This window comes from Psychrobacter sp. Pi2-1 (assembly GCF_904846645.1).
Lineage (GTDB): Bacteria > Pseudomonadota > Gammaproteobacteria > Pseudomonadales > Moraxellaceae > Psychrobacter.
In genome coordinates this window covers 35,504-61,038 of the sequence record NZ_CAJHBO010000001.1, presented here as the reverse complement: position 1 = coordinate 61,038, position 25,535 = coordinate 35,504, and the positions used below count along the sequence as shown (strand labels likewise).

The 25,535-nt window shown below is 43.4% G+C and carries 19 protein-coding genes; 3 read left to right on the top strand and 16 right to left on the bottom strand.

The window, feature by feature from the left end; translation table 11 throughout:
- Positions 1-10 precede the first annotated feature (10 nt).
- From JMX91_RS00180 to JMX91_RS00130, 11 genes are all read right to left on the bottom strand, one after another.
- Positions 11-1,537, bottom strand: a complete 1,527-nt coding sequence (locus JMX91_RS00180; RefSeq protein ID WP_201547086.1) for a bifunctional 2-methylcitrate dehydratase/aconitate hydratase — start codon at positions 1,535-1,537, stop codon at positions 11-13.
- 154 nt (positions 1,538-1,691) lie between these two features.
- The gene (locus JMX91_RS00175; RefSeq protein WP_057760177.1) at positions 1,692-2,318 is read right to left on the bottom strand and encodes a GNAT family N-acetyltransferase; all 627 of its coding nucleotides are present in this window, start codon (positions 2,316-2,318) and stop codon (positions 1,692-1,694) included.
- A gap of 71 nt (positions 2,319-2,389) precedes the next feature.
- Positions 2,390-4,243 (bottom strand): ABC transporter ATP-binding protein, encoded by a 1,854-nt coding sequence (locus JMX91_RS00170; protein ID WP_227679172.1) that lies wholly within the window; start codon positions 4,241-4,243, stop codon positions 2,390-2,392.
- Positions 4,244-4,281: 38 nt separating this feature from the next.
- Entirely contained in the window at positions 4,282-5,535 is a 1,254-nt protein-coding gene (gene prpF / locus JMX91_RS00165; RefSeq protein ID WP_201547085.1) for a 2-methylaconitate cis-trans isomerase PrpF, read from the bottom strand.
- A gap of 213 nt (positions 5,536-5,748) precedes the next feature.
- Positions 5,749-8,382 carry a Fe/S-dependent 2-methylisocitrate dehydratase AcnD gene (acnD, locus tag JMX91_RS00160; RefSeq protein ID WP_201547447.1) on the bottom strand — a complete coding sequence of 878 codons (2,634 nt, stop codon included), beginning with the start codon at positions 8,380-8,382 and terminating at the stop codon, positions 5,749-5,751.
- 96 nt (positions 8,383-8,478) lie between these two features.
- Positions 8,479-8,838, bottom strand: coding sequence for a hypothetical protein (locus JMX91_RS00155; RefSeq protein ID WP_201547084.1), 360 nt, complete (start codon positions 8,836-8,838; stop codon positions 8,479-8,481).
- Positions 8,839-8,935: 97 nt separating this feature from the next.
- The gene (gene prpC / locus JMX91_RS00150; RefSeq protein WP_201547081.1) at positions 8,936-10,063 is read right to left on the bottom strand and encodes a 2-methylcitrate synthase; all 1,128 of its coding nucleotides are present in this window, start codon (positions 10,061-10,063) and stop codon (positions 8,936-8,938) included.
- A gap of 108 nt (positions 10,064-10,171) precedes the next feature.
- Positions 10,172-10,831 carry a DUF2059 domain-containing protein gene (locus JMX91_RS00145; RefSeq protein ID WP_201547079.1) on the bottom strand — a complete coding sequence of 220 codons (660 nt, stop codon included), beginning with the start codon at positions 10,829-10,831 and terminating at the stop codon, positions 10,172-10,174.
- Between the two features lie 93 nt (positions 10,832-10,924).
- Positions 10,925-11,818, bottom strand: coding sequence for a methylisocitrate lyase (gene prpB / locus JMX91_RS00140; protein ID WP_201547077.1), 894 nt, complete (start codon positions 11,816-11,818; stop codon positions 10,925-10,927).
- 373 nt (positions 11,819-12,191) lie between these two features.
- The gene (locus tag JMX91_RS00135) at positions 12,192-13,478 is read right to left on the bottom strand and encodes an NRAMP family divalent metal transporter (protein WP_413786756.1); all 1,287 of its coding nucleotides are present in this window, start codon (positions 13,476-13,478) and stop codon (positions 12,192-12,194) included.
- Between the two features lie 284 nt (positions 13,479-13,762).
- Positions 13,763-14,779 (bottom strand): LysR family transcriptional regulator, encoded by a 1,017-nt coding sequence (locus tag JMX91_RS00130; protein WP_201547075.1) that lies wholly within the window; start codon positions 14,777-14,779, stop codon positions 13,763-13,765.
- Positions 14,780-15,012: 233 nt separating this feature from the next.
- Between JMX91_RS00130 and JMX91_RS00125 the strand changes: the two genes are divergently transcribed.
- Both JMX91_RS00125 and JMX91_RS00120 read left to right on the top strand, forming a co-directional pair.
- On the top strand, positions 15,013-16,011 hold the full coding sequence (locus JMX91_RS00125; protein WP_201547073.1) for a hypothetical protein: 999 nt from the start codon (positions 15,013-15,015) through the stop codon (positions 16,009-16,011).
- 162 nt (positions 16,012-16,173) lie between these two features.
- Positions 16,174-16,623 (top strand): hypothetical protein, encoded by a 450-nt coding sequence (locus JMX91_RS00120; RefSeq protein WP_201547071.1) that lies wholly within the window; start codon positions 16,174-16,176, stop codon positions 16,621-16,623.
- Positions 16,624-16,916: 293 nt separating this feature from the next.
- On the opposite strand, the gene JMX91_RS00115 is transcribed toward JMX91_RS00120, so the two are convergent.
- From JMX91_RS00115 to JMX91_RS00100, 4 genes are all read right to left on the bottom strand, one after another.
- Complete coding sequence (locus JMX91_RS00115) at positions 16,917-18,083, bottom strand: TauD/TfdA family dioxygenase (RefSeq protein ID WP_201547069.1); 1,167 nt, start codon at positions 18,081-18,083, stop codon at positions 16,917-16,919.
- A gap of 257 nt (positions 18,084-18,340) precedes the next feature.
- Positions 18,341-21,121, bottom strand: a complete 2,781-nt coding sequence (ppc, locus tag JMX91_RS00110; RefSeq protein ID WP_201547060.1) for a phosphoenolpyruvate carboxylase — start codon at positions 21,119-21,121, stop codon at positions 18,341-18,343.
- Between the two features lie 212 nt (positions 21,122-21,333).
- The gene (locus JMX91_RS00105) at positions 21,334-22,599 is read right to left on the bottom strand and encodes a tyrosine-type recombinase/integrase (RefSeq protein WP_201547058.1); all 1,266 of its coding nucleotides are present in this window, start codon (positions 22,597-22,599) and stop codon (positions 21,334-21,336) included.
- 1,310 nt (positions 22,600-23,909) lie between these two features.
- Positions 23,910-24,401, bottom strand: coding sequence for a hypothetical protein (locus JMX91_RS00100; RefSeq protein WP_227679167.1), 492 nt, complete (start codon positions 24,399-24,401; stop codon positions 23,910-23,912).
- Between the two features lie 201 nt (positions 24,402-24,602).
- Between JMX91_RS00100 and JMX91_RS00095 the strand changes: the two genes are divergently transcribed.
- Positions 24,603-25,271 (top strand): hypothetical protein, encoded by a 669-nt coding sequence (locus JMX91_RS00095; RefSeq protein ID WP_201547056.1) that lies wholly within the window; start codon positions 24,603-24,605, stop codon positions 25,269-25,271.
- Here JMX91_RS00095 and JMX91_RS00090 read toward each other — a convergent pair.
- Complete coding sequence (locus JMX91_RS00090) at positions 25,236-25,529, bottom strand: hypothetical protein (RefSeq protein WP_265089139.1); 294 nt, start codon at positions 25,527-25,529, stop codon at positions 25,236-25,238. The two genes, JMX91_RS00095 and JMX91_RS00090, sit on opposite strands and share 36 nt — an antisense overlap.
- Between the last annotated feature and the right edge of the window lie 6 nt (positions 25,530-25,535).

Sequence of the window (25,535 nt, the reverse complement as noted above, 5' to 3'; positions counted from 1 at the left end):
AGCCATCAATTTAATACGCTTCAAACAGCGCCATAAACTCATTAACGGGTGTTTGTTCCAGTTTTTGTTGATCGTCGCATAACTTGATGATCTGCTGACAGCGACTTTCGATAAAACGAGTGGCCAGACTGGCGCGGAACTTGGCTTCCAGTACAGGGATGCCCTCAGCGCGGCGACGATTATGGCCAATAGGATACTCTACAGCCACTTTTTCTGTACTGCTGCCATCTGTAAAAAATACTTGAATGGCATTAGCAATAGAGCGCTTACTTGGGTCATGATAGTCTTTTGAATACTGCGCGTTTTCTTCTACAACCATCTTGCTACGTAGCTCATCGATTGACAAGTGCTGTTCGTGATAGTCATCCTCGTAGTTCTCTGCCATCAGATCGCCTGTCAACAACGGCACAGCCACCATATACTGCAAGCAGTGGTCACGATCGGCCGGATTGGCAAGCGCGCCTTCTTTTGAGATGATGCGAATCGCTGAATCATGGGTGGTTAGGACAATTTTTTCAATATCATCAATTCGACCTTTCACATGTGGGTGCAAAATTACCGCAGCTTCACAAGCAGTTTGCGCATGAAACTCAGCAGGAAAGCTTATTTTAAATAAGATATTTTCCATCACATAGCTACCAAAATCTCGCTGGAATTTAAAGCGACGATCGCCTTCAGGCTTTGTCGCTAGATCCTTGTTGGTATGGCTAAATAGCACATCATAGAATCCCCACTGCGGTGCAGTTAATGCGCCAGGGATACCCATTTCGCCGCGCGCCGTTATATCTACCAGACGTACCGCACGACTGGTTGCATCACCTGCTGCCCATGATTTTCGGCTGCCAGCATTGGATGCATGCCGATAGGTGCGCAGTGCCTGACCATCGACGATGGCTTGTGAAATCGCTGCCATCATGCGCTCACGGGGTAGCTGATAAAGTTTTGCAACGACGGCTGTTGATGCTAACTTGACCAAGAACACATGATCGAGCCCCACACGGTTGAATGAGTTTTCTAGTGCCAGTACACCTTGAATTTCATGCGCCATGATCATGGCTTCAAGCACTGCTCTCATGGTCAGTGGTGCTTGTCCTTGGCTGATATTTTTTTGACTAATATAGTCGGCGACCGCCAAGATACCACCCAGATTATCAGAAGGATGGCCCCATTCGGCGGCAAGCCACGTATCGTTATAGTCAAGCCAGCGCACCATACAGCCAATATCAAAAGCTGCCTTGATGGGGTCTAGTCTATAGGAGGTGCCAGGGACGCGAGCGCCATGCGGCGTTATTTGATCGGGGCAATCAGGCCCCAAGTGCTTGGTGCACTCAGGGAAGCGCAGCGCCAATAGACCGCAGCCAAGCGTGTCCATCAGACAGTGGCGCGCGGTATTCCACGCATCAGTAGGGTTTGGGGATTGCCTGTCTATTGAATAGTTGAGAACGTAATCGGCGATTTTTTGAATTTCATCGTCATATTCTGGACGGATGTTGCTCTCTACCGTTGCATCATTTTTATTTGAATTGGTATTTGACATGGTTGGTTCCTCATCCTGAGTGTACTACTTCCTTGACTGAGACTGAGCTGATTGGCTCAGCCATCCTTTTAAAGGAATCATCATTTAAAAGTAGCATACTCAATATGGAACAACCAATTTGAATTATGTTAAGAATTAAGACCTTACAAGCGGTCTAAATCATTAAGTACAACAGACCTAAAACAAACAAAGCGGCCATGATAAACAGCAGGAAACTTAACACTTTAGTCGTGGTTGACGCAGTATCCGTACTCTCTTTTTTGATTTTGTTTTTCTTAGCAACGTATAGCACCATTTTCACATGCTCGATATTGTCCTCGAGGTAGTGCTCGCCTTCAGGTACAAAACCCAACGACTCATAAAAACTCAGTAAGTAAACCTGTGCCGAGATGATAATCGGACGCTTTTTACCATACTTTTTGCGGCACTGTGCAATAGCCTGATTCATCATTTGCCGTGCTAGGCCATCACCTCTATGCTCCGATAGCACAAGCACTCTACCGATGGCAGGCATTGCAGTGTGGTTGGTCTTAATCGCAGGATCAGCTACTGATAAGTTGGATTTTAGCTTATTAAACTCAGGTGGAATGATACGACAATATCCGACCAATGCAGCGTTTTGATGAGCAATCAAGTGTAAGCAATCAAAATCGACCTCATCCATATCTTGATAAGCACAGTTTTGTTCGACGACAAACACTTGCGAGCGCGCCTTTAAAATATGATAAAGATCAACTGAGGTCAGCTCGTCAAAGGTTTTTAAAGAAAATTCACAAGTCATAGTGGGCTAGCTTCTGGCAATAGGCAGTAAAAGATTGGCATTATAACGATTTAGGCAGGCATTAACCATTCCTAACCGTTTAGGGTCTGGCTGATTTTGTCTAAGTTTAGGCTATCAGACATGGCGCTAAAGATCTCAAAATATTTGCCGCGTTGGGCATAAAGTACCTCATGTGTACCTGTCTCAACCACTTCGCCATTTTCTATGACCACTAGATCATCGGCATCGATGATTTGCGCGATATTGTGTGAGACCATAATCACGGTACGGTCTTTTTTGATCAGATCTAGGCTTTTTTTGACCTGTTGACTGGCGATAGCGTCAAGACTGGCGGTCGGCTCGTCCAAAAATACAATAGGTGGGTCTTTTAAAAACATCCTTGCCAGCGCAATACGCTGCTGTTGACCGCCTGATAAGGACTTAGCAGTGCTCTCATAGCCATCAGCTAACCCTATAATCTGCTCGTGGATAGAGGCTTTTTTTGCAGCCACGATGATGTCATCTTCGCTAGCATTCATATCGCCATAACGGATGTTTTCACTGATCGTACCCGAAAAAATATGATTGCTCTGTAGTACTAGGCCGATGCGCTGACGCAACTCGTGGGTGTCACAGTCAGCCAAATTATGCCCATCTAGGCAAATCGTGCCAGCGTCTGGCGCGTAAAACTTGACTAATAGATTGATAATCGTGCTCTTGCCAGCGCCAGAAAGGCCAACCAACGCGGTGATACGATTGGGCTTGATAGTGAAGCTGACGTTTTTTAGCGCTTGCGTACCGTTAGGATAGGTAAAATCGACATTTTTAAGCTCGATATGACCCTTTAGGTTTTCGCTACTGATACCGTCGATGTTTTCGACTTGTTTATCATCTTCTAAAATATCAAAAAACCCTTCGGCATAGGTCAATGCATTATTTATCTGGTCGTAGATGCGGTGTAATTGACGGATAGGGGCGGCGACGTTCTGAAACAGCATGACATGAAATAGAATCATGCCAATGGTCATCTCACCTTTTAGCACAAAATAAGCGGTGAGAAGGATGATAACCACCACACCAATCTGTTCGATAAAGGTTTTGATGGCATCATAAATAAAGCCAATACTACGAATGCGCAGTTGATTGTCCGTCATTTCCTTTTGAATGGCTAAGTGCTTCTCAGCCTCGATGGACTCACGGACAAAGGATTTCACCACGCTGATCGAATTAATCAAAGAGATCACCAAACCGCTTTTTGCTTCTCGAAACCCACGCATCTGCCGACGAAACCCTTGCAGACGCCGTGCTTGCTTTTGACTGATAAAGAAGTAAATGGGTATGATAATAAGACCGACCATACCAACCCAAAAATTGGTCGAAAACATGATGATAAGTGCCACAATTGCATTGGCAAATAGCGGTAGCATGTCGATAAAGAAGTTTTGCACGAGACTGGTTAAACTGCTAACCCCGTAATCGATACGGGTTTGCAATTTACCACTGTCATTTTCACTACTGGTATAAAACGCCATCCGGTAGGTAAGGATGCGCTCAATGATGCGCTGCGATAAATCGCGAGATAAGTTGATACGAATCTTTTCACCAAAAAAACGCTGTCCAAAAGAGATGAATATCGACAGTATCTCTTTGGTCAGCAATACCGCACTAATAATGCCTAGCATACGTAGACCTGCCTGCCATGGCTCGGCAAGCGTAGCAATTTCGGTCAAGGTATCGACGGTATAACGTAGTACAAATGCATTAACCTGTGCGGTAAAGGAGCCTAAGGCCGTCAGCGCCAAGGTAGCGATAATAAGCAAGCGATAAGGTTTAGCAAATACCGCCAGTTTTTTTAGAATATCCCACAGCAGTGCCCGCCGTTCTTTCTTTTCGACTGGAGGCTTCTTGTCTAATTGCACACGGCGTGGCTGGGGAGATGTTGGCATAAAACTCTATCGCAAATTAAAATAAGCCGTGTCTACGCTTAAAACGCATCCGCTGGCACAAAAACTTCGCCAACCATGATACGCCTTGCTGAGCGACTCATCGACACTTTTTTGGCTTGCCAGCGTCCATCTACCAGTTCGGTTTTTCCGCCGACCAGTAATGTCCCTGATGGATGGCCAAAACGTACCTCTGTCAGCTCGCCAGCGACTGCTGCTTGATTGACGAGTGTACCTTGTGTAGTTGCCGCAGCGGCAATAGCGACTGCTGCTGTGCCCATCATGGCGTGATGCAATTGACCCATACTCATGGCACGCACTACTAAATCAATCTCTTCTGCATTGACCGACTTACCACTAGAGGCCGTATAGCTCTGCGCTGCACCTACCCAAGCGACTTTAGGAATGTGTTGGCTGGTCTGTGCCTCGCTCACATCTTTAAATAATCCCATCGCCACGCCGCCTGTGGCACGGATTTTCTCAAGCTTGGTAAGTAGCTCACCATCGCTATTGATATCGCCTTGTAATTCAGTACCGGTAAAACCTAAATCTTCTGCTTTCATAAAGATGGTTGGGATACCTGCGCTAATAAAGGTGGCTTTGACGCTGTCAGAATGTAGACCGCAGCCAGTTACATCGAAGTCATCGACCAAGTTACCAGTAGGGAACATGTCGCTGGTGGCATCTACAGGATCGATAAACTCAATTTTGACTTCAGCCGCTGGGAAGGTGACACCGTCTAATTCAAAATCGCCCGTCTCTTGAACCTGTACTTTTTCATTTGCGTCTTTATAGACTGGCACATGAGCAATAATGGTTTTACCAATATTTTCTTGCCAGATACGCACTTCACAAATACCGCTATCTGCATTGTCATCGATGCTGTCAGCAATCTTGCCAGCGTCCACCAAACCCATATTAATGGCACAGGCACCGACGGCCGCGGTTAAGTTGCCACAGTTACCCGCCCAATCAATCATAGGCTTGGCGATATTAACTTGTCCGAACAGATAATTCACATCGTGGTCTGGTCTGTCAGAGGCCGATAAAATTACCGTTTTTGACGTACTAGAGCTACCGTTACCTAAGCCATCGATTTGCTTACCGTAAGGATCTGGACTACCAATGACGCGCAATAAGAAGTTATCACGTGCCGCGCCTGCAACTTGGCAACGTTCAGGTAAATCAGACAATTTAAAGAATGTGCCTTTTGAAGTGCCGCCGCGCATATAGGTAGCAGGAACGGATATTTGCGGGGCGAAATAGGGTTTTGATTGAGAGTTGGTTTGAGCCACTGTATTAAGTCCTTTTTATATTGTTATAAGAATAGGTATGGTGCCATCAGCAAGTAAACTCAATATTTAGCTATTATCTAGTACTTAGGAGTAAGTGACAAAACTCAGTGTATAGAACGCAAAAGCAAATAAAAGCCGATGTCATATAAGGTTATACAACATCGGCGACTTCTATACTTTTCTATTTATCATGCTAAAACCTACAGGATAATCTTAAACGATATCAAGCGTACCTTCGATAAACTCTTTAGCAAAGCGTTGTAGCATACCACCAGCATTGTACATTTTAACCTCATCAGCCGTATCTAATCGGCAGATAATAGGTGTCTCAGTGTTGCTACCATCGGCACGATGAATCACTAGAGTCATCAACCCGCCAGCCGAGACTTCACCTGTGACATCAAAGGTTTCCGTACCATCGATATTTAGCGTATGACGAGTCACTCCTTCCTCAAACTGTAAAGGCAGCGCACCCATGCCCACTAAATTTTGACGATGAATACGCTCAAAGTCCTCAGCGACGACGGCTTCTACGCCAGCGAGACGGACACCTTTGGCAGCCCAATCTCGGCTTGAGCCTTGACCATAGCCATCACCTGCGATGATGATAAGCGGCTGCTCACGGTTCATGTAGGTTTCAATCGCTTCCCACATGCGCATGACTTGACCTTCTGGTTCGACGCGCGCCAGTGAGCCTTGGACAACTTCGCCATCTTCATCGCGTACCATTTCGTTCAATAGCTTAGGGTTGGCAAAGGTGGCACGTTGCGCGGTTAAATGGTCGCCGCGATGGGTTGCGTATGAGTTATAGTCCTCGGCAGGCAAGCCCATAGTATCGAGATACTCGCCAGCTGCCGATGAGCCAAGGATAGCGTTTGATGGTGACATATGGTCGGTTGTGATGTTGTCACCAAGGACTGCAAGCGGACGTAGGCCTGTCAGTTTATTTTTCTTAGCCATTTTGCCTTCCCAGTACGGCGGACGGCGGATATAAGTGGTCATTTCACGCCAGTCATACAATGGGCTTAATGCCTTACCTGTGTCTTTTTTGGCTTCATCAAACATTGGAATATATACCGCATTGAACTGCTCAGGCTTAACGGCAGCAGCGACAATGGCATCCACCTCTTCATCATCAAACCAGATGTCTTTTAGATAGACGTCATTGCCATCTTGGTCTTTGCCCAATGAGTCTTTTTCGATATCAAAGCGGATGTTACCAGCGATGGCATAAGCAATAACCAGTGGTGGCGATGCCAAAAATGCTTGCTTGGCGTATGGGTGAATACGACCATCAAAGTTACGGTTACCAGAGAGCACTGCTGTGGTAAATAAATCATTGTCGATGATTTCTTTTTCGATATCAGGGTCTAGCGCACCGCTCATACCGTTACACGTCGTACAAGCGAAGCCGACTACATCAAAGCCAATTTCTTGCAATTCTGGCATCAGCCCTGCTTCTTCTAAGTACATTTTGACCGTTTTTGAACCAGGTGCTAAGGATGACTTCACCCAAGGTTTACGTAATAGGCCTTTGGCATTGGCGTTACGAGCGACAAGGCCTGCGGCCACCATGTTGCGTGGGTTTGAAGTATTGGTACAGCTAGTAATAGCAGCGATAATAACCGCGCCATCTGGCATCAGGCCATCTTTCGGTTCAGGCAGTTTTTCGTCAGCGCCATGAGCGATACCTTTGGCAACCAAGTCAGTGGTCGATACACGGGCATGTGGACGCGAAGGACCTGCCATATTACGACCAACTGATGACAAATCAAACTCAAGGACGCGTGCGTATTCGGCTTTTTCCATGCCGTCAGCCCATAGGCCCGTTTGCTTGGCATACTGCTCAACCAACTTAATCTGTTCTTCACTACGACCAGTCAAACGCAGATAGTCAGTGGTTTGCTCATCGATATAGAACATCGCAGCAGTGGCACCATACTCAGGCGTCATGTTGGAGATAGAAGCGCGGTCACCGACACTTAGCTGGCGTGCACCGTCACCAAAGAATTCGATATAGGTAGAGACCACACCTGCGTCGCGTAAGAACTCAGTCATCGCCAGTACGAGATCCGTACCAGTGATGCCTTTTTGCAATTTGCCAGTGAGCTTGACGCCAACGTAATCAGGCAGGCGCATATATGATGGGTTACCTAGCATGACGCTTTCAGCTTCTAGACCGCCAACCCCGATTGAGATCACACCTAGTGCATCAACCATCGGTGTGTGGCTATCAGTACCAACTAAGGTGTCGGCAAATGCGATTTCTTCACCCGCTTTATTGTGCACGACCTGTACGACAGGTGACATTTTTTCTAGGTTGATCTGATGCATGATGCCGTTACCAGGCGGTACGACATTCACATTGTCAAAGGCATACTGACACCAGTTGATAAAGTGAAAACGATCATCGTTGCGGCGCTCTTCAATCGCGCGGTTTTTCTCAAACGCGTCATCTTCGAAGCCTGCATGCTCAACGGCCAATGAATGGTCAACAATAAGCTGGGTTGGCACGATAGGGTTTACCTTGGACGGATCACCGCCTTGCTCAGCGATAGCATCACGTAGACCCGCCAAATCAACAAAGGCCGTCTGACCCAAGATATCATGACAAACGACGCGGGCAGGGTACCAAGGAAAGTCGAGGTCTTGCTTGCCTTCGATATGCTGCTTTAGCGCATCGGTTAACTCTTCTGGTGGGCAACGGCGTACTAGGTTTTCGCACAATACTTTTGAGCAGAATGGTAGCTTATCATAAGCGCCTGCTTCGATACTCTCGACGGCTTCTCGAGTATCAAAGTAATAAAGGTCAGTACCGGGAAGTGGCTTTTTGAATTGTTCGTTCATTGGTTGTACTAGGGCGTTGTCCATAAGTCACCTTTGGCTGTTGGCTGGAATGTATATAATGATAGTTTTAGCTTGTATCTCTACTCGTCCATATACTCAATTACGTACCCAAATTAATTCAAGTTCTGTTCCAAACAGTTGCTCAAGCTTTTGCTGTGCTTTGTCATTCAGTTGAGTACCGTACATAATTTCATAATATTCTTCGCCTTCTTCATATTCTTCATCATCTAATTTCCAATGCTCCTCACTACCAGATATCCAACCTGCGGTTAGAGCAGTGTTTGCTACTATGACCTGATTATCATCGTTAGAAAAAGAGGCATTTTCCCAAACGCAAGGTTCATGCTCAGCTTCAATAATCATTTCTTCAAAATAAGAAAAAGCATTTTCTACGTGCTCTGCTGTTGCTTGATAGTCTCTATCAATTGGAACGATATACAAGATATTTTCACTCATAATTATTTTTTCTTTTATAAAGGAAATAAATTTTTTTAATTTTCAGGTGATAGGGCTTGCTTATTAAGCAAACCCTGCAAGGTTAAGATTTAAAAAATTAACGCGCGCTCATATCTGGTACTGGACGCAGATCTTCACCAGTGTATTCTGCGCTTGGGCGAATGATACGGTTATTAGCACGTTGCTCAAACACGTGAGCAGCCCAACCAGTCAAACGTGAGCAGACAAAGATTGGTGTGAATAGCTTGGTCGGGATACCCATGAAGTGATAGGCAGATGCATGGAAAAAGTCAGCATTACAAAACAGTTTCTTCTCACGCCACATCACTTCTTCACAGCGTACCGAGACGGGGTATAACACTTCATCACCAACATCAGCAGCCAGCTTCTCAGCCCAGCCTTTAATCACCACGTTACGCGGATCTGATTCGCTATAGATTGCGTGACCAAAGCCCATAATTTTGTCTTTACGAGCCAGCATGCCCATCATCTCTTCTTCAGCGTCATCAGGTGAGCTAAAGCCTTCAATCATATCCATCGCCGCTTCATTCGCGCCGCCATGCAATGGACCGCGTAGTGAACCGATTGCACCAGTGATACAAGAATGGATATCAGACAAGGTAGATGCACACACACGAGCGGTAAAGGTCGACGCGTTAAACTCATGCTCTGCATAAAGAATAAGCGAGACGTTCATTACTTTTTCGTGCAGCTCGTTTGGTTTTTCGCCTTTGAGCAAATGTAAGAAATGACCACCAATAGTGGCATCATTTGTATCGGTCTCGATACGTACATTGTCGTGGGTAAAACGATACCAATAGTTGATAATCGATGGGAAGGCCGCTAGCATACGGTCAGTTTGATCGTTTTGCTGGGCAAAATCAGTTTCGGTCTCAAGGTTGCCAAGCATAGAGCAGCCAGTACGTAGCACATCCATTGGATGCGCGTCGCTTGGAATGCGCTCAAGCACATCTTTTAATGCTTGTGGTAGGCCGCGTAGTTTTTTTAGCTTGGCTTGATAGGCATCAAGCTCGCTTTGCGTAGGCAAGTTACCATATAGCAGCAGGTACGCCACTTCTTCAAAAATACACTTGTCGGCTAGTTCTGATACGTCATAGCCGCGATAGGTCAGACCAGAGCCTGATTTGCCGACGGTAGATAGAGCGGTTTTACCAGCGACTTGTCCGCGTAGACCTGCACCTGAAAGTTCTTTTTGTGCTGCCATGTTTACATTCCTTTTGTGGGTAGCTTTTTTGGGTGAAAACAGTATATCTAACGATGTTTCTGATGAGAAATTTATTGGTTAATGACTGACTATAGCGCCAGTTGAGCGTTATGCAGGCTGTTCAGGCTGTGGACCGTCTAAGTCGACATTACAACGCTTAAACTCAGCTTCAATAGGGCCGTTCAAGACCTCCATCGCGCTACCTTCGCCTTCTGCATTATTGATTTCCATATACTTGACACCCAGTGGCGACTCCATAAATGTCTGGATTTCAGTCATTTCTTCTGGGGTAGGGTCAGCCATCGGGGTTGCGACTTCTTCGCCATTCATGACACGCAATTGCTCATTGCCAAAAGCAAGCAGCTTTTTGCCAACGTCTGACGTATAAAAGCTATCTAGCTCTTTTAGCTCTGCGTCGGTGAATTGAGACTTATAAAAGCTATCAACTTCGGCTTTGCCCAAATCTTTATCGCGCGACTCAAGGCAGCTGACCTGCTCTTCGCTGAGTGCACCACTATTGATAATTGGTGCAAGCAGTAAGCTATTAACGGTATCTAACGTAATGGTCGTCATAACCAAGTCGTCTTGAGAGACAGCATTTGATGGCGCAGCTTGAGTCACAGCAGTATCGTTTGTTTCACTGGTAGTCGTGTCAACGTTATCGACAGTTTCTGGCGTTTTATCACAGCCAGTGATGAGTAGTAGCCCCGCAAGTGTACTACTGAGTAGTGTCGCTTTAAGCGCTGTATGGGAAGTGAACAATGACATAAATAACCTAAAGGCAAATGAATACGAATTTTAAGAAGATAAAACACCCAGAGGTAATTTATCTTCTCAGCGTTGCTAACAACCAATCATTGGTTACTTGTTACCAGCAAATAGCTTGTCTAGTGTCTGCTCAAACTCATGATAGTTTAAGAAATCATAGAGCTCCATACGAGTCTGCATGGTATCGACGACTTTTTCTTGCGTGCCGTCATTGAGTAGATGCTGATAAACGTTCAGTGCCGCTTTGTTCATAGCGCGGAAGGCTGATAGCGGATATAGCACCATCTCGACACCCACACTATAGAGCTGATCGGTGGTATATAGATCGGTCTGACCAAACTCTGTCATGTTTGCCAGTACAGGAATGTCCAATACATCAGTGAACTTACGATACATCTCGATATCAGTTAGCGCTTCTGCAAAGATCATGTCTGCGCCAGCTTCTTGGAATGCGACGGCACGCTCCACAGCAGCGTCCAGCCCTTCTACTGATAGGGCATCTGTACGAGCCATCACTACAAAGTCAGGATCCGTTTTTGCGTCTAATGCCGCCTTTAGACGATCTACCATTTCTGAGATGCTGACGATTTCTTTATTTGGGCGATGACCACAACGTTTTTGTGCCACTTGGTCTTCGATATGTACTGCCGCGACGCCTGCTTTTTCCATCTTTCTGATGGTTTGGGCAATATTGAATGCGCCGCCAAAACCCGTATCAATATCGACTAGTAGTGGCGTATCGACTGCGTCAGTGATACGGCGAGCATCTTCTAATACGTTATCAAGGCTGGTCATACCAAGATCAGGTAAACCAAATGAGGCATTGGCCACGCCAGCACCAGAGAGATATAACGCTTGATGACCGACTTGGGTGGCCATCATCGCTGTATAAGCGTTGATAGCGCCTGCAATTTGTAATGGTTGATTGTTATCATTTTTTTGAGTGAGTACACTGCGAAAGCGTGCGCCTGCTGAAGAAGTGGTCATGCTAGTATCCTTGCAGATAGAGGAAGTATTATCGTTGTTGTGACTGATTATACCCAATTATTAAACTCTAAAAAGCTCGCTAACGGAATTATTGATTATAATAAATAAAGATATATATTAAATTTTTTAATATTATTCATAATATAAATAGCATTATGCATTTATTGGTAATTTCTCACAATAAGTATTCATATTGCTTAAAATCACAGCTTTTAGAATCTCCCATTTTTTACATTTAGTTACAATTACTAAGGCTGCCTTGCCTTATTGATATAATTACACTCATCAAAAAGCCCCAACAGCTAGGCTATTAGGGCTTATGTTCCGCTTAAATAAGATTGTTAAGTGCTGAGTTTTAAATTAAGCAAAAAGCTTAAGCAAATAAACCTGCCATATTGGCCAAGAACAATAACGCGAAACCTGCTAAGAATATCAAGCCTGCGATAGATAGAGCATTCATACCTGCTGACAGTTTCTTATGCTTTTTAACCAATGAGTAGTTTAACCAACCAAAAATAGGCGCAGAGACGAACGCTGATATCATGGCAAACTTAAGCATTGAGCCTAGCTGTCCGGTAAAGAACGTGATAATCACTAGCCCGCCACCGATAGCATAGGTGGTCCAAAAAGCGACTTGCTTTTTGTTGATTTCACTTTCACCTTTTAGTAGGCGCCAACATTCAGCATTAGCGCGTCCATAGCCATCAGCACAGGTGATGGTCGTGCCAAACATACACATAAAGGCGACGAAAGCGACCAGCAGTCTCGACCACTCACCAATGGTTGCGGTATACATATTGATCAACTGGTTGATATAAGCACCGCCGACCAACTCAATCTCTTGTCCTGATCCGTACTGGACAAACACACCTAACGATAAGAAGAGCAATGCCAATATCGCTGAGACTGCATAGCCAACGTTAAAATCTAACAAGCCTTGGCTATGCGTGGTGTGATCTGCTTTGACTTTGGCAGAGGTCCACATAGAGGTAATCGCTGCAAACTCTAGCGGTGCTGGCATCCAGCCCATGAGTGCTACGATGAAGCCCAACGTGGCCAGGTTCCAAGGAGAGACCGCCACAAAATCTACTGCCATAACGGTTGGCTTGCCAGCAGCAATGATAACTGCAGCAACAGTAGCCGTGGTAAGCGCAATCATAATCCACTTAGTCACACCATCGAGCAACTTATAATGCCCTGCAATCAAAAAGAACCAAGAGACCGCGACGATAATGAGAGATAACGCCATTGTCGACAGACCAAGTGAGGCTGGCAACATAAAGCCCAAAATTACGGCAGCAATAAGTGAGACCGCACCCGTACTAATAACCGCTGACAAGATAGAAAGAATAAAATATACCCAAAGATATACCTTTGAGCGTTTGGCATAGCCTGCAATCAAACTCTCGCCAGTATCGTAGACGTAGTCAGTTGCAAAGCGAAAAAACGGATACTTAAACACGTTGGCCAATACAATCATAATGGCCAATTGCCAGCCATAGATAGCACCCGCCTGTGTTGATGAAATCAAATGCGAACCACCAATGGCAGCAGTTGCCATCAAAATGCCTGGGCCAAAGATGCGCCAGCTAAAGTCCTCTTGTTGCGAGGCAACGCTATCGTCAGGGGCACTTGGGTTGTTGAGTTGTTGTGTGGACATGAATACCTCGAAATGGTTAAAACAGCAAATTATCACTTACCTGTGTCAGCTTGCCAATGATCAGAAAAGAACGTCCTATAAACCGTCTAAATATAAAACGATTTAGATCGTATCGACTTTATCACACCAACACTGTCTAGGAGAATGATTATTCTAGTTATTATTACTATTTGTTTGCATTGCTATTCTTGTTAGTTAGCATAGTTATAAAATAATATCAATATTTAAAATGAATTATTTTTGGCGGTTCTTTATAACACAATATTCATCGGATATCTGCCCATTTAGGCCTGTGACACAAAATTTTGCTGCCGATAAGTAATGCCGCGCTGTTCGTAGACGTGATAAATGGCCGTAAGCAAGTCAGGTATTTTTGGATGTACGAAGTCTTTGAGGGTGTGTAAATAAATAGGGGAGGTGACATTTTCATGAACCAAACGTTGGTAGCTGATCTGTTCCGTACGTACGGTTTGCAAGCTGGCAGGCACCAATGTAATGCCTTCTCCTGCCGCGACCAGCCCCAATGCGACCTGCAAATCGCTGACTGTCGTGGTCATAAAAGGTGAGATGCCATACTGGGCAAAAAGATGTAGTAAAGGCTCAGTAATAGGCTCGCTAGATGATGCGTCATGCTTAGCAGCACGGTTGACTCTACTTGTAGACAGCTTGTGGGTCGCTGTTTCTGTCGTCACCGTGGACGAGACTGGCAAATGTGTTTGATGGTATAAAATTAAGCGATTATTCGCTAGGTCTATCAAGCGCTGCTTACGTACATTGGCAAGCGGATGTGACTTTGGTAATGCTACCACATAGCGTTCATGACGTAGCAGAATCTGCTGAATCCATGGATCTTGATGCGCAAATCGGCCAAAGCCTATATCAATCTCACCAGACTTGAGGGCATCCATTTGTTGATATGAGCTGATGTCTTTTAAATTAACGTCGATATCAGGGCTGAACTGTTTAAGCGTGGCAATGATTTCAGGCAACAGGCCATATAGCACTGAGGGCACAAAACCTATATTTAAAACGCTGCTAGGTGCTGATAGACGCTGAGTCATACTGGTTACAGTATCAATCTCGGTCAGGATAGTGCTTATTTTATCGTAGAAAAAACTGCCCGCTTCAGTCAGATGTAGGGGCCTGTGGTAGCGATCAATAAGCACCACGCCCATATCAGTCTCTAACTGTTTTAGCAATCGACTCAGGCTCGGCTGTGACAATCCTGTCTTGGTGGCGGCAGCGCTAAAGCTGCGCAAATCTGCAACCGCGATAAACGCATTAAGCTGTTTTAAATCCATACTATTGAGCCTGTCATAGTCTATGCTATCTCTACATAGATTAGTTCTTAAGGTTGATTTATCATATTATTTAGAATAGTTCTTATCAATATTAGCGCTATTCCATAAATTGTGCTTGAAGATAATAGGTCGAGCAACTATATTGTTGGCTAATAACACTGTTACACTATAGTAAGAAAATTCATTCTAGCAATCATTTAACACCAGTAGAAAAACTGGTTTGGTATTATTCTATGAGCGACGAAAAAAAAGACGCTGGCACCGATTTTGATGAAAAATTGGCTAGAATTATTGACCAAAAATCGCGTAAGCGTAATAACAATGACATCTACGAACGCTTTATTAATCGAGTCCATGGTTCTGAAGAGAACGATCAGGCTGAGTTTGAAACACTAGAAAGTGCAAAGAACCTTGCCGCTTTCGAACCCTTGAGCACAGAAGAGTTGCAACTGTTTGAAGATCAAAGCAGTGAACAAGAATTATTGCTAGGAACAGAAAATGCTACAGCAGCAAATACTACCTCTGAAGCTTCAGATACAAATGTAGTATTTGAAAATATATCTGAAAATAATGTGCTGAATATCGCTAACGATAGCGACAGTATTAGTATTGATGTCAGTTCAGATACAGAAGCCTCAGAATATATAGATCGCAACAATATAGATAGTAGCAATCAAGCAGAGTCAGCCTCTACGATTGCCCATAGTGAATCTACCATAAATGAGGTATCGGATGATGATTCTTTAAACATCGAGAATGTGTCTGAATCAGCTATCGAAGAGCCAGTCATAAACAATAAAGTGATCAAAAGCAAAAAACCAATCATGATGGCTATGGTAATTGGTTCAGTAGTATTGATTGCTATTATATTAGTGCTTGTATTTTCAGGAGTCTTATCTACTTCTACGGTTGATAGTATAGACAACAGCACTGATGGTAATGTAGAGACAGACAGTACACCAGCTGTTAGTGCTGATCCAGTACTGTCTACTGATAGTCAAACAACTACGGATGGCGTTGACCCTGTAAGTACGCAACCAGCCACTACTCAGCAAGATGCTTTGGACAACAATAGACAGGACCTGCCAGCTGCTAATGAGCGAGAGTCAACTTCTAAAGATCCTACACCAGAAAATGATGCCACTGTTATAGTTACTGAGGAAGCTGCTATAACTTATGAGGACTTTAGACAAGAGTCGCAGACTACCTTGTACCGCGAAACCAATGATTAAAGTGTCTACGTTTTATACCATTTCAGACGGTTAGATAACCGTCTATCAATTTATTCGAGACGCTCGTACCAGAAACTGTTGCAACACAATATAAAATTCGTATCATTATGTAAAAGGCATGGTTCTGTGCCATTGATGATATGAATTATATGGTACGTAACTATGAACGACTCAGAAAACGTGAATAATGATATCGAGCCAAAAAGCATCAGACCACGTAGTCTTGTTTTTGCTATTATCAGTGTCATCTGTATTGTTCTAATATCCGCCTTCTATATGTCTAGCCGTATTTCTTCCACGCTATCTCAAGCATCGACTAATAACGGTTTAGCAGTCAGTAACATTACTAAAGAGGCTAATGCTAATCAGACTGTACAACAGCATTTGAATAGCCAAAACCAACCTAGCAAACCTATAGTTATTGACGGTCATGAAAATGACACCGCCATTAGCTATCATGACTTCAAGCAAGAAGCGCAAAATGTGCTATTCCATGAGGAAGAAAAGATCATACAAGCTAAGTACAGTGCACATGGTATAGCGCCTGCTGTCAGCGCTGCAGACTTTAGAGTAGAAGCACATAAAACCTTATATCGTGAATCCAGTTATTAGGGCTGCTATTAGCGTTATCGTATTATATTGATAACTATAAATTAGTAAGTGAATAATATTAAGCCTCATTTCTCATCTCTAAACATAAGAGAAGAGGAATGGGGCTTTTTTGTGGGCTCAGTGCTCCATGCTTTAACATGGTTTTATTTGTGAAAGGTCGTAAATCTGCTTGATAGAGCGCTTGTATTTTTCATAAGGGAAGCAGCTTAGAGTCATCAATAGACACTGAGTCAAGTACTGTTGCTCTTGCTCTTTATATTACAATCACAGCATCAGCTAGCTTGTGGGTCGTTTTAAGCCAGCTGCTTTTTAAGCGTTCGTAAACGGCTTTTAAATTCTGAGCGGTCAACATAACAGCCTTTGAGACGACGCTCACCGACGTTTTCATCAAATGCGTTACGCCCATGCAGGACTCGGCGGTTATCAAAGACCACCATTTGACCCGCTGCTAATTTCAACTCAATCTTATAGCGACTGTCTTTTAATCGAGCCATCAGCTCTCGATAAGCGAGATAGTAGTCGTACATAACATCGCTTGGCAAATCAAAAACATCTGCAAGATGCGCGTTGTATTTGATTTCGACGATATTGCCAAAGTTGTCTAAATTAATGACGGGATGGTGCTCACGGATATCATGGGCAGTGTCATGAAAACGAAAGGGGATCGCATATTCGGCCAGCAAGCGAAAATACTCCGGCTGCTCTTCTCGTAACCCTTCTAACACCTTTAATCCGTCTACGAAAGTAGATTCGCCACCTATGCTTTCATTACTCAAAAAATGCAAAAATTGATAGCCCGGAGGTAACTCCTGATTTGGCAAGTCGGTATGCAACGGTAATGATAGCGAGGTATAAGCTAAATTAATCGGCGACTTCTCTGATATGACATCAAAGGTCATGCCAAAATTAGTTTGCCGCAGATAATCGACTCGCATGGCGGTCTGTACGCCAGCATTAGAGTCATCTGGCATATTATCAATAATGGTAAGCCCATATTTATCCAGCGCACTCATCCACTCATATAAAGCGCTGTCACTGGTCATGATGCTGTGTTGGTCATACATCGGAATGTGGTCAATAAACGTGCCATTCCAGCTTTCATAAGGACTGCTATGGTCCTTGGCCAATGCACTAGAATACCCAAACTCACGTAACCAGCTTTGTTCAAAGTGGCTGATATGCGCTTGTTCTGACCATTCAATCGTCAGCGTTGTCTCATCAAAAGAGACGGATAGTGGATGGATATCTTTTGAGATACTCAGCAAATCAAAGCTACGCTCGCCAGTGTGCGGATGAAAAGCCGATGGGCAGTTATCACGCAGCCAGATATAGTGGTAGGTGCTGTCGATACCATCATTCCAGCGTATTTGAATAGCGCGGTCAATGAGCGCAATGGATTCTATTTGGTAGTCAGTTGCTACGGCGATGTCTAGAGATGGTGTTGATTGAGGCGTTTCCATTGGAGCAGACCCTACATATACATGAAGTAAAAATATATTTTACGGTATCTTGTTCGGATCGGTTATTCAAACAATGAATTACGAATCACCTAATAGGCAATATCAATCAACGCAGTACTAAACTGCGATTGATATCTGGCGAGATATTTTTTGAAGGGTTTTGAATAATATTAAGGCTTCGCGAACGAAGCCCTAATATTTGCGATAATTGGTATAAGCTTTTTATTTATCCGAAAGCTACTTATCGAAAAGCTACCCTAACCAGTATTTCGTAACCCTGCAGCCAGCGCATTGATACTACGGATTAATGGGTCTTCTACGTTAATGTCGCCAGCATTGGCACTGCTCACAGTATCTTGCTGTCTAGCACGCTTTAAAAGCTCAATCTGGATATAATTAATAGGATCTAGATAAGCGTCTCGCCACTGCAGAGATGAGGCAAGGTTTTGCTGATTGGACAATAAAGAGTCTTGCTCAAGCAGAGAGTTGAGACCCGAATTGGTCAGCGTGTGTTCATCGGTGACCGCTGTCATAATTTTTTCGCGTAACGGCTCATCATCACACAGTTGACTATAGGCCTCGGCGATATTCATATTGGCTTTGGTAAAAGCCATTTCGATATTACTGATAAATACGCTAAAAAAAGGCCAGTGCTTATTCATCTCTTTCATCAATGCTTCGTCTTTTTTGACGCTATCTAGCGCACTACCAACGCCATACCAAGCAGGTAGGGTAAAGCGTGCTAATGACCAACCAAATACCCAAGGAATCGCTCGCAAGGTGGTTTTACTTGGTAGGCCTTTTTTGCGATGAGCAGGACGTGAGCCAATGTTTAACAGAGATATTTCTTGTACTGGGGTGACCTCGGAGTAGAATTTATAAAACCCTTCGGTATGATCGGTCAGCTCGCGATAGCGTTGTTCACCTGCGTCTGCTAAGCGTGCAAACAGCGCTTCATACTCTGGCAACTCAGACGGTTGTACCACAAACCTTGTAGAGCAGGCTTTGAGTGTACCTGTAATAGCCATGGTCAGCTCAAACACAGCGGTGTCAGTATTGGCATACTTGGCATAGAGCACTTCGCCTTGCTCAGTTACCTTAATCTGCCCATGCAACGTGCCTGCTGGCTGTGCTGTAATGGCTTTGTGCGTTGATCCACCACCACGGCTTACAGAGCCGCCACGACCATGGAACAAGCGTGTTTTTATGCCATATTGCTCAGCAATGTTATTAATGGTTTGCTGTGCACTATAAAGCTGCCAAGCAGAGGTGATAATGCCGCCGTCTTTTGATGAGTCTGAATAACCTAGCATAATCTCTTGCGTGTTGTCCGTGTTCTGTAGCAGTCCACGATACAGTGGATTGTCTAGCACGGCAGGCAAGATTTTATCGATATTTTTGAGATCTTCGATGGTCTCAAACAACGGTGCGACAGGTAGGTCAGCAGACAACTGACCTTCGTCATCAATTCTGCATAAGCCTGCAAACCGCATGAGCAGCAATACTTCTAGTAGCTGACTGGCATTATTAGTCATTGAAATGACGTAACTGCCAAAGGTGTCTTGGCCAACCAGTTTGCGTAGGGTGGCAACTGAATTCATCAGTGCCAACTGCTCGCGTGTTTTGTCTGCTAGGTTGTCAGCATAGATGAGTGGTGTGCCCGGTTTTTCTAGCAAGCGCGTCAACCACTCTTGACGTTCGGTTTCGCTTAACGTCTGATAATCAGGCAGGTTGGAGGCACTAGCAAAGATATCTGCGATCACTTCACCATGGTATGACGACTCTTGACGGATATCGAGCGCAGCCAAATGAAAGCCGCAAGTTTTGACCAAACGAATGACATCTAGCAGTAATCCTTCTGCGTGTGCCGTATCGTGTGTATTGACACTTTGACGGATAATGCGCAGGTCTTCTAGTAATTCTTCTGGATTGGCATAGGCGTCTTTTTCAGCCTCGATATCCGTGCCTTTGCTTTGAATACGGCGATTGGTGGCTTTGACTTTAGTCAGGATGATAGAGAGCAGGCGACGATATGGCTCATTGCTATAGTCATCGAGATTATAGTCAAACACACGCTGATCAAGCTCATCGTAACTTTTGATCTTGGCATAGACGTCAGGTGAAACGGTAACAATGGTGTCACTATGAATCAGCTGTCGGCGCAGCTTTTTGAGTAGCACCTGATAGTGACGCAGCACGGTATCAGCATGCATCAATACGGCAAGTTCTGTGGTCTCAAAAGTCACAAAAGGATTGCCATCTCTATCGCCACCAATCCATGAACCAAAGCTCATAAATGCAGGCAGTGGATAGTCTGTAAGCTCCGGATAGATATCGACAATGGCTTTTTTGATATTACGATATACTTTAGGAATGGCATTGAACAAACTGGCATTAAAGTAATGCAAGCCATTGTTAATCTCATCATATACCAACGGCTTGCGCGTGCGCACTTCATCAGACGACCATAATAGATCAATCGTTTGCGCCGTTTGCTCTTTAGCTTGCTCGTAGGCGAAGCTGTTTTCAGACACGTTGTTTAAAGCGTCGCTATGCGTGAATAGACTTTGTAAGATATTCATCGTTGTACGGCGACGCGCTTCGGTAGGATGCGCCGTAAATACAGGTGTAAACTTCAGCTGATCAATCAGCTCTTGCATTTGAGCGGGCTCGATATTGCGCTCACGACACTCAAGTAAGGTACGACGAAATGATCCTTCCCAGCTTTGTTCCGATTGCATACGCAGCTCATGACGTTGCTCACGCAAGTAATTCTCTTCGCTTAGATTGGCTAGGAAAAAATAGATAGAAAAGCCGCGTATGACGTTTTTTAAGGTTTGGTTATCCAAAGAAGCAATAAAATCGATAAGCTGCTGTTTATGTGCCTCATTCGGCTCACGACGCTGTTGAATAAAGCCTTTGCGCAGCGTCTCAATTGTATCTAGCGTCTGCTCACCAGATTGGCGAGAAATAGCATCACCTAATAATGAACCCAACAAGCTGGTGCGTTTACGTAGTACGTTGTTATCTAGTGTCATCTTCAACCTTCCTATCAAATGAGTGGATACAATACTATGGTTATCTTATACGTAATATCCTTATAGTTTTTTGCAATTTAACATAAATAGGTGAGACCTGCTTAATGTTAATGGTCAATTGTTTGGTTTACTGACTTTTATTATGCTATTGCTCATGTCTGCTTAGTTTATTTTTCGGGAGTTATTAGACAAAACTTATTTAGTTTATTTCTCTAACGACTCCGAAGCTTATCTATATAATCTGCCCAATCTTGCATCATCTGTACCCTAGTATCGATTTCATCGAGTCTGTTGTAAGCCCCGCCATGTGTGTCTTTTATTCTGTGACCCAGCTGTAATTCTGTGACGATATCTGAATAGCGTAGCTCAGGCTGTTCCATGAGCAAAGTTTTAGCGGATGCTCGAAATCCATGCGCACACTGCACATCTTTGTATCCAAGCCGATGGAATATCTGTACCAACGTGGCTTTACTGATATAGGCATTGTCTGAGCCGCGCATCGAGGCAAACACGTACTCTTTATGCCCAGTAATTGACTGAATGTTTCGTAATCGCGTAATCACTTGCGTGGCTAAGGGAACAACTAAGTGCGAGACCATATCCTCACGACCTTCGCCTTTGGTCGGAGAGAACGCCCATGTATTAGTATCCCAATCGATATCATCCCAGCGCATCGAGCGTAGATCGATACTACGTACAAACACATAAGGCAGTAGGTTCATGGCCTCTAATGTGATTTTACTTGCACCTTTGAATTCAGTCATATCTTTTAGAAGTGTCGCAAATTGATCTGGCTTAGTGATGGCAGGCAAGTGATTGCCTGAATTGGCAGGTGCAAGCTCACCACGGGTATCAATCGCCACATTTTTATCGCACAATCCTCGAGCCACTGCAAACGAGAACACTTTTTCAGTATACAAACGAGTGCTCGCACCAACAAAAGTCGCTTGATTGTCATTATTTTGAATTGACTCACACACACTCAGTATCATCTCGCTGGTGATATCGTTCATTCTCAAATCACCAATCTCGCTACACATATACCCCAAACATAAGTCCCAAAATTTAAGGGTAGAGTCACTAAATGCGGATTTTTTAGACTTATTTTGATGGCGACCTGCTGTCTTGTGGTCGCGCCATGCTTGTGCAATCTCAGAAAACGTTGCATTTTTGAGGTGTGTGTATCTGTTGACCTGTTCTTTTTGCTGAATAGCTTTAGGGTCAGAGCCTTTGGCGACCATGTTGAGGATAGTCTCGGCTTTATACTTCACCTCATATAAATCAATATCTTCGACCTTACCGAGCATCATTCTGGGGCGCTTGCCCTCGATATGCGGATGAGAGTAACGCAGGTAGTATTCTTTTTTGCCGTTTGGATAGACACGAATGCTCAAGCCTGCCACACCTGAGACACTAACTGAATAGTCATTGTCTCGGTATTCAAGCTTATTGATATCGTTTATGTGATCGACAGCCATAAGGTATATCCGTAATATGATAATTAAGGTTAATGATAGGTTTATGATTGATGACTTATAAAAAGTCTATTCTGTAGAAAAACATAGAAGTATTGGACACTGTCATGGACACTGGTATTCATTAGTGTTTTTAGTAAAACCTTATAGAGTAATAGTTTTAACACTTAATTATCCCCAAGGTTCACTTGGGGATAATTATAGCATAGTGACCAAATATTGAGTAGGCTATACGCTGAGAGGGTTACACAGCATTTCTACCAGTTATTTCGATACATAGTTAAATGCGATTATAATATCCATGAGTGATTCGGCAAGGAGTTGAGCATATTTTCTACAAAACACGTGCTCCTGTACTCGCACAGAATATAAAAATCAGGGTCATAGTACTGTTCTGTGCAAATTTAGAATGCATCAATTTTGAGGGGTATATAGAAAATATATAACGAAAGGCCAAATATTTTAAAAAATGTCAATAGACAGCTTATTCATCTTAAAAATGGCTTGGTAACAATAAATAGAGGACTGCTGTTTGGGGGTAGATAAGATTTATCGCTACGCAAAAGAAAATAGAGTCAGTTCTAATGATTTAACAATTTGTCTGCTATTTAAATTTGAAAGATTATATGTGATGACTTAGGCATAGTGTTGAAGGCTAGATAAGATTAGAAATATTCGAAGGAGTTATAACGTCTGGCTGAGTTTTTGCAATTAGATATAGGTTGGTAATCTTAGTAGATGTCTAGCCACACAAATGATGGTTATCAAAAATAGGCTATTAGCATATCTATATTAAAGACTTAGCCGGCGGACACAGATAATAAATAAACTATCGTAGACGAGCAGCTGTGATCATCTCGAATAAAAAGATAAGAACATATTTGGACGTAGCCATTAGTATTTTAGCGAAGCATAGAATATTAATGGCCAATCATATAGAGCATTCAAATCTCAATGCCTAATAAATCGTTAGGTGACCGATGTAATAATATACCTGTCAGAGATGCTTATTAGAAGTAAAACTGATCAAGCGTGAACTATCATGCAAAAGATTCGGTTGAATTAACAGGACAGAGTTAGTCGGTAAGAGCTAAACATTTTGGTAGGATGTTTATATCCAGTAACATTAGAAGTATCTGATAATCCTGATTCTATAGTTAGTAAGACCTGAGCCTACGACCTAACAGACCTTATTTAACATAATATACATTATGCGAAAACAAACCAATGGTTTTAGCAGTTAGGCGAAAAACTATTTATACCATGTCATTCTTGTGCCTTAGATCGGATTTAATATTAGTTATAGACTTTTACTAACGACAAGTTTCAAATAAATGATTCCGCAACGTTTTGCCATCCTGATCTAAAACCACGTCTGCGACTTGGCAAGTTTTATCTTTGTCATCACATGACAACTCATAATAAATATCGCTACCTTGCGCCAAGCTAACCTGAACCAATCCTTGATCAGTTATTGAAAACTTTTTGTCTTGCGTATAGTCAGGATCTTGCGAGTTCCAAAGTACATCGTAATCTATATTGCAGGACGTCTGAGTTTTATCAAAATATTCTTGCTCAAGTTGCATGGCTGCTTGCAAATCAGCATCGGCGTATTGCTGCAGCACCGTAGGATTACTCATACCTTGGTCATCAATATCTTGTTGGTACATTTTCGTGATAGTCGCAATCTTTATATCAGCCATGGCATTTTGCTTCTGATCTACTTTTGATACATCGGCTATGGCGTTACCGACAGTCATCAGTCCTATGGTCAATAGTAATGTCAGCGATTTATATGTTGGCATCTTATTCTCAGCGAGCTTCTGTCCTATAAGTGTTACGACTATTACATCATACCTATATTCGGACTCTGCTGTATTATCGTATCATTCAGGTTTACTTACCAAAATATCTATTACATAGCGCTTTTGTGGTATTTTTTACTGGTTCCCATGACAATTTATAGTGATGTTTCTTTCGCTAATAACTGTGCTAAGGATGATTTTATGATGACATTACCTGCTTTTTTTAAGGAAAAATCTGCGACATTAGCCTCTAGCAGCCTTCTGTTATTTACGCTAGCTGCGACGGGTTGTCAGTCTGCTTCTGAGTCCAGTGAAGCCATTGTATCTCAGCCAACCAGTAGTTCATCAACACCTATTAATACTGATATCAGTCAGCAAACCCTTAGACAGCAAGCGTTACGTATACAGCGCGCACTGGCCAATAAGGACTTTTCTAGAATCACTAATGACATCCATCCAACACGTGGCGTTCGTTTTTCGATGTACGCTTATGTACGGCCTGAGTCAGATAAAGTCTTTAGCCGCGGGCAATTTGCACAGTATTTACAGCAGTCTAACATCCAATTTATTTGGGGCGAAAAAGACGGTACTGGCGACCTATTGGTAACACCGTTGCCTGCTTATCTGGATACTTGGGTGGATGGCAAAAAGTTTAATAACGCTAGTATCAATGTCAATGAATTCAAAAATAATGGCAATTCTATCAATAACTTAAAAGAAATATACCAAGCGTCAGATGTTGTAGAGTTTTATTATGAAGGCACAGATGAGTATGATGGCATGGACTGGCGGGTACTACGCTTGGTATTTGATGAGTATCAAGGCAAGCGATATCTAGTGGCTATCATTAATGACCAATGGACGGTTTAAGGCGTAGAGAAACGATTGACGGTTTGAATTTGCAATATGCATTTTTTGTATATTGCTTTTTTCAGCGATTTCTTCATCTTTTATGGCATTGGCGATATGACGAGAAATTACTGATTGATCACGACCAAATAACTCGGTCATTTGTGCTTGTGACAACCAGACCGTCTCTTGCTCAAAACGTACATCTACTTGCGCCTCTCCATCAGCACTTTCATAGATCTCTACTTTTGCCACATTATCACTTATAGTGTTAGTCACCTCAGC

What these genes read in the sequence shown, in the direction of transcription:
- JMX91_RS00180 (WP_201547086.1), bottom strand. Translation starts at nt 1,537, where the DNA reads ATGTCAAATACCAATTCAAATAAAAATGATGCAACGGTAGAGAGCAAC.
- JMX91_RS00175 (WP_057760177.1), bottom strand. Translation starts at nt 2,318, where the DNA reads ATGACTTGTGAATTTTCTTTAAAAACCTTTGACGAGCTGACCTCAGTT.
- JMX91_RS00170 (WP_227679172.1), bottom strand. Translation starts at nt 4,243, where the DNA reads ATGCCAACATCTCCCCAGCCACGCCGTGTGCAATTAGACAAGAAGCCT.
- acnD (WP_201547447.1), bottom strand. Translation starts at nt 8,382, where the DNA reads ATGAACGAACAATTCAAAAAGCCACTTCCCGGTACTGACCTTTATTAC.
- JMX91_RS00155 (WP_201547084.1), bottom strand. Translation starts at nt 8,838, where the DNA reads ATGAGTGAAAATATCTTGTATATCGTTCCAATTGATAGAGACTATCAA.
- prpC (WP_201547081.1), bottom strand. Translation starts at nt 10,063, where the DNA reads ATGGCAGCACAAAAAGAACTTTCAGGTGCAGGTCTACGCGGACAAGTC.
- JMX91_RS00145 (WP_201547079.1), bottom strand. Translation starts at nt 10,831, where the DNA reads ATGTCATTGTTCACTTCCCATACAGCGCTTAAAGCGACACTACTCAGT.
- prpB (WP_201547077.1), bottom strand. Translation starts at nt 11,818, where the DNA reads ATGACCACTTCTTCAGCAGGCGCACGCTTTCGCAGTGTACTCACTCAA.
- JMX91_RS00135 (WP_413786756.1), bottom strand. Translation starts at nt 13,478, where the DNA reads ATGTCCACACAACAACTCAACAACCCAAGTGCCCCTGACGATAGCGTT.
- JMX91_RS00130 (WP_201547075.1), bottom strand. Translation starts at nt 14,779, where the DNA reads ATGGATTTAAAACAGCTTAATGCGTTTATCGCGGTTGCAGATTTGCGC.
- JMX91_RS00125 (WP_201547073.1), top strand. Translation starts at nt 15,013, where the DNA reads ATGAGCGACGAAAAAAAAGACGCTGGCACCGATTTTGATGAAAAATTG.
- JMX91_RS00120 (WP_201547071.1), top strand. Translation starts at nt 16,174, where the DNA reads ATGAACGACTCAGAAAACGTGAATAATGATATCGAGCCAAAAAGCATC.
- JMX91_RS00115 (WP_201547069.1), bottom strand. Translation starts at nt 18,083, where the DNA reads ATGGAAACGCCTCAATCAACACCATCTCTAGACATCGCCGTAGCAACT.
- ppc (WP_201547060.1), bottom strand. Translation starts at nt 21,121, where the DNA reads ATGACACTAGATAACAACGTACTACGTAAACGCACCAGCTTGTTGGGT.
- JMX91_RS00105 (WP_201547058.1), bottom strand. Translation starts at nt 22,599, where the DNA reads ATGGCTGTCGATCACATAAACGATATCAATAAGCTTGAATACCGAGAC.
- JMX91_RS00100 (WP_227679167.1), bottom strand. Translation starts at nt 24,401, where the DNA reads ATGCCAACATATAAATCGCTGACATTACTATTGACCATAGGACTGATG.
- JMX91_RS00095 (WP_201547056.1), top strand. Translation starts at nt 24,603, where the DNA reads ATGATGACATTACCTGCTTTTTTTAAGGAAAAATCTGCGACATTAGCC.